General features: G+C 64.1%; 8 protein-coding genes. All 8 read left to right on the top strand.

The window, feature by feature from the left end:
• A partial coding sequence (locus EN984_RS20505; RefSeq protein ID WP_127383911.1) for a DUF2244 domain-containing protein occupies window positions 1–238 on the top strand: 238 nt, incomplete at its 5' end.
• A 124-nt stretch (window positions 239–362) separates the two neighbouring features.
• Window positions 363–1,238 carry a bifunctional helix-turn-helix domain-containing protein/methylated-DNA--[protein]-cysteine S-methyltransferase gene (locus EN984_RS20500; RefSeq protein ID WP_127267099.1) on the top strand — a complete coding sequence of 292 codons (876 nt, stop codon included), beginning with the start codon at window positions 363–365 and terminating at the stop codon, window positions 1,236–1,238.
• Window positions 1,239–1,460: 222 nt separating this feature from the next.
• On the top strand, window positions 1,461–1,931 hold the full coding sequence (locus tag EN984_RS20495; protein WP_127267100.1) for a hypothetical protein: 471 nt from the start codon (window positions 1,461–1,463) through the stop codon (window positions 1,929–1,931).
• 21 nt (window positions 1,932–1,952) lie between these two features.
• The gene (locus tag EN984_RS20490; RefSeq protein WP_127267101.1) at window positions 1,953–2,345 is read left to right on the top strand and encodes a hypothetical protein; all 393 of its coding nucleotides are present in this window, start codon (window positions 1,953–1,955) and stop codon (window positions 2,343–2,345) included.
• Window positions 2,312–2,824, top strand: a complete 513-nt coding sequence (locus EN984_RS20485) for a hypothetical protein (RefSeq protein WP_127267102.1) — start codon at window positions 2,312–2,314, stop codon at window positions 2,822–2,824. The genes EN984_RS20490 and EN984_RS20485 overlap by 34 nt, the downstream gene beginning before the upstream one ends.
• Window positions 2,799–3,281, top strand: a complete 483-nt coding sequence (locus EN984_RS20480) for a hypothetical protein (RefSeq protein ID WP_127387361.1) — start codon at window positions 2,799–2,801, stop codon at window positions 3,279–3,281. The genes EN984_RS20485 and EN984_RS20480 overlap by 26 nt, the downstream gene beginning before the upstream one ends.
• A gap of 153 nt (window positions 3,282–3,434) precedes the next feature.
• The gene (locus tag EN984_RS20475; protein ID WP_127267104.1) at window positions 3,435–4,340 is read left to right on the top strand and encodes a ribokinase; all 906 of its coding nucleotides are present in this window, start codon (window positions 3,435–3,437) and stop codon (window positions 4,338–4,340) included.
• Window position 4,341: 1 nt separating this feature from the next.
• A partial coding sequence (locus tag EN984_RS20470; RefSeq protein WP_164765551.1) for an amidase occupies window positions 4,342–5,665 on the top strand: 1,324 nt, incomplete at its 3' end.

The raw sequence follows: 5,665 nt of genomic DNA, 5'->3' as shown, positions 1-5,665 counted from the left end.
CTCGCGCACCAGCCTCGACATCCGCAAGACCGCACCTTCCGGCAAATCGGAAGCGCATCGCTTCAATCCGTTCTGGGCGCGGTTTTCGGTAGCCCGCCACGCCGAGATCGGCATCACAGGGATGACGGTGGAAGGCCAAGGGCAGAACGTGCCGATCGGATCCTTCCTGGACCCCGATTCCCGCGAGAGCTTTGCCACCGCCTTTTCGCGCGCGCTGGCGACCGCCAAGGCACGCTGAGCCAGCCACGGGCGGCTCCTGGGCTCGAATCCCGTGTCCATCTACGTATGCGGCGTAGGAAGGCAAGTTTCGGGTGGCGATCGACGCCCCGAGGGGCGATATTCCGGCTCAAGGAGACAGTTCCATGAGCACACACACCGCAGTCCTCAAAAAGGACATCACGCCTGAAGGCAGCGACTACGAAATCGTGCGCCGTGCCATCGAGAAGATCAGTCTCGACTATCGCGATCAGCCTTCCCTCGAAGAACTGGCCGAGGAGGTTGGCGAGACGCCGACCGGCCTGCAAAAACTCTTCACCCGCTGGGCCGGCCTGTCGCCCAAAGCCTTCCTGCAGGCGGTGACGCTGGACCATGCGCGCAGGCTGCTCGATTCCGGCATGCCGCTGCTCGAGACCTCGTTCGAACTGGGCATGTCCGGCCCGGGCCGGCTGCATGACCTGTTCGTCACCCATGAGGCGATGTCGCCGGGCGACTACAAGACACGCGGCGCCGGGCTCACCATCCGCTACGGCTTCCATTCCTCGCCGTTCGGCACCGCCCTGATCATGGCCACCGAGCGCGGGCTCGCCGGCCTCGCCTTCAGCGACCCCGGCGAGGAACGCGCCGCCTTCGCCGACATGTCCAGCCGCTGGCCGAACGCCGTCTATGTCGAGGACATGACTGCTACCGGTCCCTATGCCGCCCGTATCTTCGATCCGACGCTGTGGCGCCCCGACCAGCCGCTGCATGTCGTCATGATCGGCACCGACTTCCAGGTTCGCGTCTGGGAGGCGCTGCTCAAGATCCCGATGGGTAAGGCCCGCACCTATTCCTCGATTGCGGCCAGCATCGGCGCACCGTCCGCCAGCCGTGCTGTCGGTGCGGCCAACGGGGCCAATCCGCTCTCTTTCGTGGTGCCTTGTCACCGCGCCATCGGTAAATCAGGCGATCTCACCGGCTATCACTGGGGCCTGACCCGCAAGCGCGCCATTCTGGGCTGGGAAGCCGGGCAGGTATCGTAATATCGATTTTCCTCGATATTGCGAAGGAAAACATGGATATATCGGCCTTCTTAAGTATAAGCGCGATTTAGACTGTGGTTTCCGCCGTTGCAACCCAGGGCAACCTCCGGTCCCCTGCAGTTGTTATTTTGAGCCGTTATTTTAGGTAACTCTAAATTAACCACGATAAAGTGATGATGCCCTCATATTAATCCGGACGATCCGGCTTGATAGGAGGTCCCGATGACATTGTTTCGCGCCGCCTGCGCCGCAGCTCTGCTGGTTGCCAGCCTCGACGAGGCCGCGTTGGCCGCGACGCAGAATGTCATCTTCAATGGCACGATCGCGCCCACCTGCACGCTTGTCGTTGCCACCAACGGCACGATGACGGCCAGCCCCGATCTCCAGTCCCTCAGTTCCCACAACAGCGGCGGCTCGGCTGGGACCGTGACACTGACGACGACCGGAGGTGTGTCGCTCAGCGTCGATCCGGTCACCACCATGACGGTGCCATCGGCAGACAGCACGTCGACGACCTGGACGCCGACCTACTCCGCCACCGGCGCGCATGCCATCGTCGAGACCGGCTCGGCAACCAGCATCACCACCCCCGGCGCCGATCTCGTCTCGGTTCACCTCGCTGGAACCAAAGGCGGCAGCAATCGCTTCGCCAACGGCAATTATCAGGCAACGGTAACGCTGCGCTGCGAATGACGCGTGGCGAAGGAGGGGTCGTTGAAACATGCTCGAATCCTGGCGACGGCATTGGCCATCGGATTGACACCCATTGCCGCCAAGGCCCAATCGATGTCGCCGATGCGTGGCGAGATCAACAGCTTCACCGACGTCTTCGCGGTCCGCATCTTCCCTGCCAATCCCTACGACCGGAAGATCCGGGTCGAAATCCACGTCTACGATCAGGATTTTCAGCCGGTAGATGCCAGAATCTCTCCAAATGTCTTCCAGCTGGCTTCCCAGGCTTCCCGTTCTGTCCTTGTGGTCGTGCCCTTTGACGGCGCGGCCGAGCGTAAAGTGCGTATCTGTACCGAAAGCATCCCCTTTCCCAATCAACAGACGCAGATAAGGGCACAGATATGCGGAAAGTTCTTTGGGCGCCGCAAGTCCTGACACTGGCGCTCGCGGCTGCTTGGGCGGGTGCCTCGCCGGCCGGGGCCGAGGACGTCTACAACCTCAACCAGAATGAGAGCGGCTTCAACCTGCCCGGTGTCACCTTGCCCCAGGGTCAGGACGAGGTCCGTGCCGCGGACGGCACCACATGCCGTTCCGCCGTCTCCGGCTCCGGGGCCTATGTCGATCTCGGCGTTATCAGAGGCAACAGCCAGTCCGACAATGATGTCGCCACTTACGGCCGGGTGGTGATCCCGATCGGGCGTACGCCGAAGCGCGTCGATTGCAGCCGTCTCTATGAGCTTGAGGTCGAGCGCCTGCATCTGGAGCTGAAACTTCTCAAAATGGGCCTCGGCGCCGACGGCCAGACGGCCAGCGTAGCCGCCACCGCTCCCGCAGCCGCATCACCGGGGTGGGCCAACGAAGGCTGGAGCATCAGGACCGGAAATGGCGATGGCAAGAAAAAGAAGAAGCAGTAGCCGCGCGCTGCTTGCGATGGCGGCACTTGCCGGTTCCTGCCTTCCGGCGCAGGCGGCGATCATCGGCACCTGCACCATCATGGTCGGGGCGTCCGGAACGATGAAGGCCAATCCCGCCATCAGCATACTGGGCTCCAAACAGGCAGGCGGATCGAGCGCCAGCGCCACCGTGGTGGCGAGTTCCCTGTTGTGCTCGATACTTAACCTGCTTGACTGCTATTCGGTTTCGGCGCCGGCGCCTGCCGCATTCTCCTCCGCGCCGAGCGGCGGCGGCACCAACGTGATCTTCGCTTCAGTCTTCCGCCTCGATGGCTCGGGGGTCGATGTCAACGGAAGTGTGCCGCAAAGGGTTGCCAACGGCACCCACGCGATGCAGGTCGACCTCACCGCCACCAAATCGAGCGGTATCTTTCCCGCCGGCAACTATCAGGGCACGGTCACCGTGCGCTGCGAATAAGGCCACGACACCTCAAATCGGACTGGACCATGCGCGTGGTCTGGCAAGCCGCGGCCTTACAGGTTAGCTTCCACGCAATCGGAACGATCTGCGTTCGCCCGGACGCACGAAGACGCTCCGATATTTTGAATTTGCGTTGCCAGGAGGCCCTGCTTGATTATCGTCATCGGCTCGATCAACCTCGACCTTATCGCCAAGGTCGACCGCTTGCCGAGTCCCGGCGAGACGGTGGGCGGCTCGGCCTTCACCACCGCACCTGGGGGCAAGGGCGCCAACCAGGCACTGGCCGCCGCACGCGCCGGCGCCTCGGTGCGCATGGTTGGCGCCGTCGGCAGGGACAGCTTCGCCGCCGAGGCACTGGCCTTGCTGCGCGACGGCAAGGTCGACCTGTCCGGCGTTGCCGAGACTCATGCCTCGACCGGCACGGCACTGATCATGGTCGCCGACGACGGCGAGAACATCATCGCCGTGGTGCCGGGCGCCAACGCTTCCGTGGTGCCAGGCGATCTCTCCAAGGCCTTTCTGAAAAAAGGCGACGTCGTGCTGCTGCAAAATGAGATTCCGCTGGCCACCGTCGATGCCGCCCTCGACCAGGCAAGGGCGGCCGGCGCCATTACCGTGCTCAACACGGCGCCTTTCCAGGGGCAGGCAGCCGGCTTTCTCGGCAAGGCGGACTATGTCGTCGCCAACGAAACCGAGTTCGACCTCTATGGCGAAGCGCTGTCGCTGCAAGGCCGCGACCGGGCGGCCCGTATGCGCGACTTTGCCGGAAAGACCGGCCGCACCGTCGTCGTCACGCTCGGCGGCGACGGCGTGATGGCGGCAACGCCGAGCGAATTCCTCACCGTTCCGGCACGCAAGATCACCCCTGTCGACACGGTCGGCGCCGGCGATACGTTCTGCGGCTATTTCGCCGCCAGCCTGTCGTCGGGCCTCACGCTCGAACAGGCGCTGGCGCGCGCTGGCGCGGCCGGTTCGCTGGCCTGCCTGAAGCCTGGCGCCCAACCGGCGATCCCGCTCGCCAAAGACGTCGATCAGGCGCTGCAGGAAACCCGTTAAAATGCTGCGTCCGCAAACGAAACATGCCGTGCCGCCGGCAAGCGACATCTGCCGCCTGTCCGCTGTCGAACTCGCCGGCGCGATCCGGGAGAGAGAGCTTTCCGTGCGCGAGGTGGTGGCGGCATTCCTCGATCGCATCGAGGCGGTCAATCCGCTGGTCAACGCCATCGTCTCCTTGCGCGATCGCGCCGATATCCTGCGCGAAGCCAATGCGGCCGATGCCAGCCTGTCGCGAGCCGAAGCGGCGGGTCCACTTTTCGGCATGCCGATCGCCATCAAGGATCTCGCCTCGACCACGGGCCTCAGGACCTCCTTCGGCTCGCCGATCTTCGCCGATTTCGTGCCGCAGGAAGACGATTTCTTTGTCGAGCGCATCCGCAATGCCGGCGCCATCATCATCGGAAAGACCAACGTCCCCGAATTCGGGCTTGGCTCCAACACCTACAACGCCGTGTTCGGGCCGACGTTGAACGCGTTCGATCCGGCCCTGACCGCCGGCGGCTCGAGCGGCGGCGCGGCGGTGGCCCTGGCGCTTAACATGGTGCCCGTCGCCGATGGCAGCGACTTCGGCGGCTCGCTGCGCAACCCGGCCGCCTGGAACAATGTTTTTGGCTTCCGCCCGTCGCAAGGACTTGTTCCCGGCGGACCCGATTTCGAAGTCTTCCATGCGCAGATGGGCGTCGACGGGCCGATGGGCTGCAACGTTCGTGATATGGCCCTGCTGCTCGATGTGCAGGCCGGTTACCACCCGCGCGCGCCATTGTCCTACGAGAAACCCGGCTCGTTCCTCGAAGGGCTTGGAATACCGGCAACTGGTGGCCGCATCGCCTGGCTCGGCGACCTCGGCGGTCATCTGCCGGTTGAAACAGGCATTCTCGGCCTGTGCGAGGCGGCACTTGGCCGCTTTGCGGATGCATCCTTCCCTAGCGAACCCCTGCTGCCGGATTTCGATTTCGAAGCGCTGTGGCAGGCCTTCGTGACGCTGCGCCAGGCCAGCAGCGGCTGCGCGCTCAAAACCCACTATGACGATCCCGCGAAGCGCCGCCTGCTCAAGCCGGAAGCCATCTGGGAAGTGGAGAACGCCATGCGGCTGACGGCGCCGCAGATCCGCGCCGCCTCCGTGACCCGTACATCCTGGCATCGCACGCTGTTGTCGATCTTCGACCGCTATGATCTCGTCGCGCTGCCGACCGCGCAGGTCTTCCCCTTCGATGTCGATACGCATTGGCCGCGTGAGGTCGCCGGACGCGCAATGGACAGCTATCACCGCTGGATGCAGGTTTCCGCCTTCGCGACCTTGGGCGGCTGCCCGGCGGCCAACGTGC

Source organism: Mesorhizobium sp. M7A.F.Ca.CA.004.12.1.1, assembly GCF_003997835.1.
Taxonomy (GTDB): domain Bacteria; phylum Pseudomonadota; class Alphaproteobacteria; order Rhizobiales; family Rhizobiaceae; genus Mesorhizobium.
The sequence above is the reverse complement of the archived record's forward strand: the minus strand, read 5'-3'. Positions and strand labels throughout refer to the sequence as shown.

Excerpts from the sequence above, each read along its gene's own strand:
- EN984_RS20500 (WP_127267099.1), top strand. The coding sequence starts at position 363 with ATGAGCACACACACCGCAGTCCTCAAAAAGGACATCACGCCTGAAGGC.
- EN984_RS20495 (WP_127267100.1), top strand. The coding sequence starts at position 1,461 with ATGACATTGTTTCGCGCCGCCTGCGCCGCAGCTCTGCTGGTTGCCAGC.
- EN984_RS20485 (WP_127267102.1), top strand. The coding sequence starts at position 2,312 with ATGCGGAAAGTTCTTTGGGCGCCGCAAGTCCTGACACTGGCGCTCGCG.
- EN984_RS20480 (WP_127387361.1), top strand. The coding sequence starts at position 2,799 with ATGGCAAGAAAAAGAAGAAGCAGTAGCCGCGCGCTGCTTGCGATGGCG.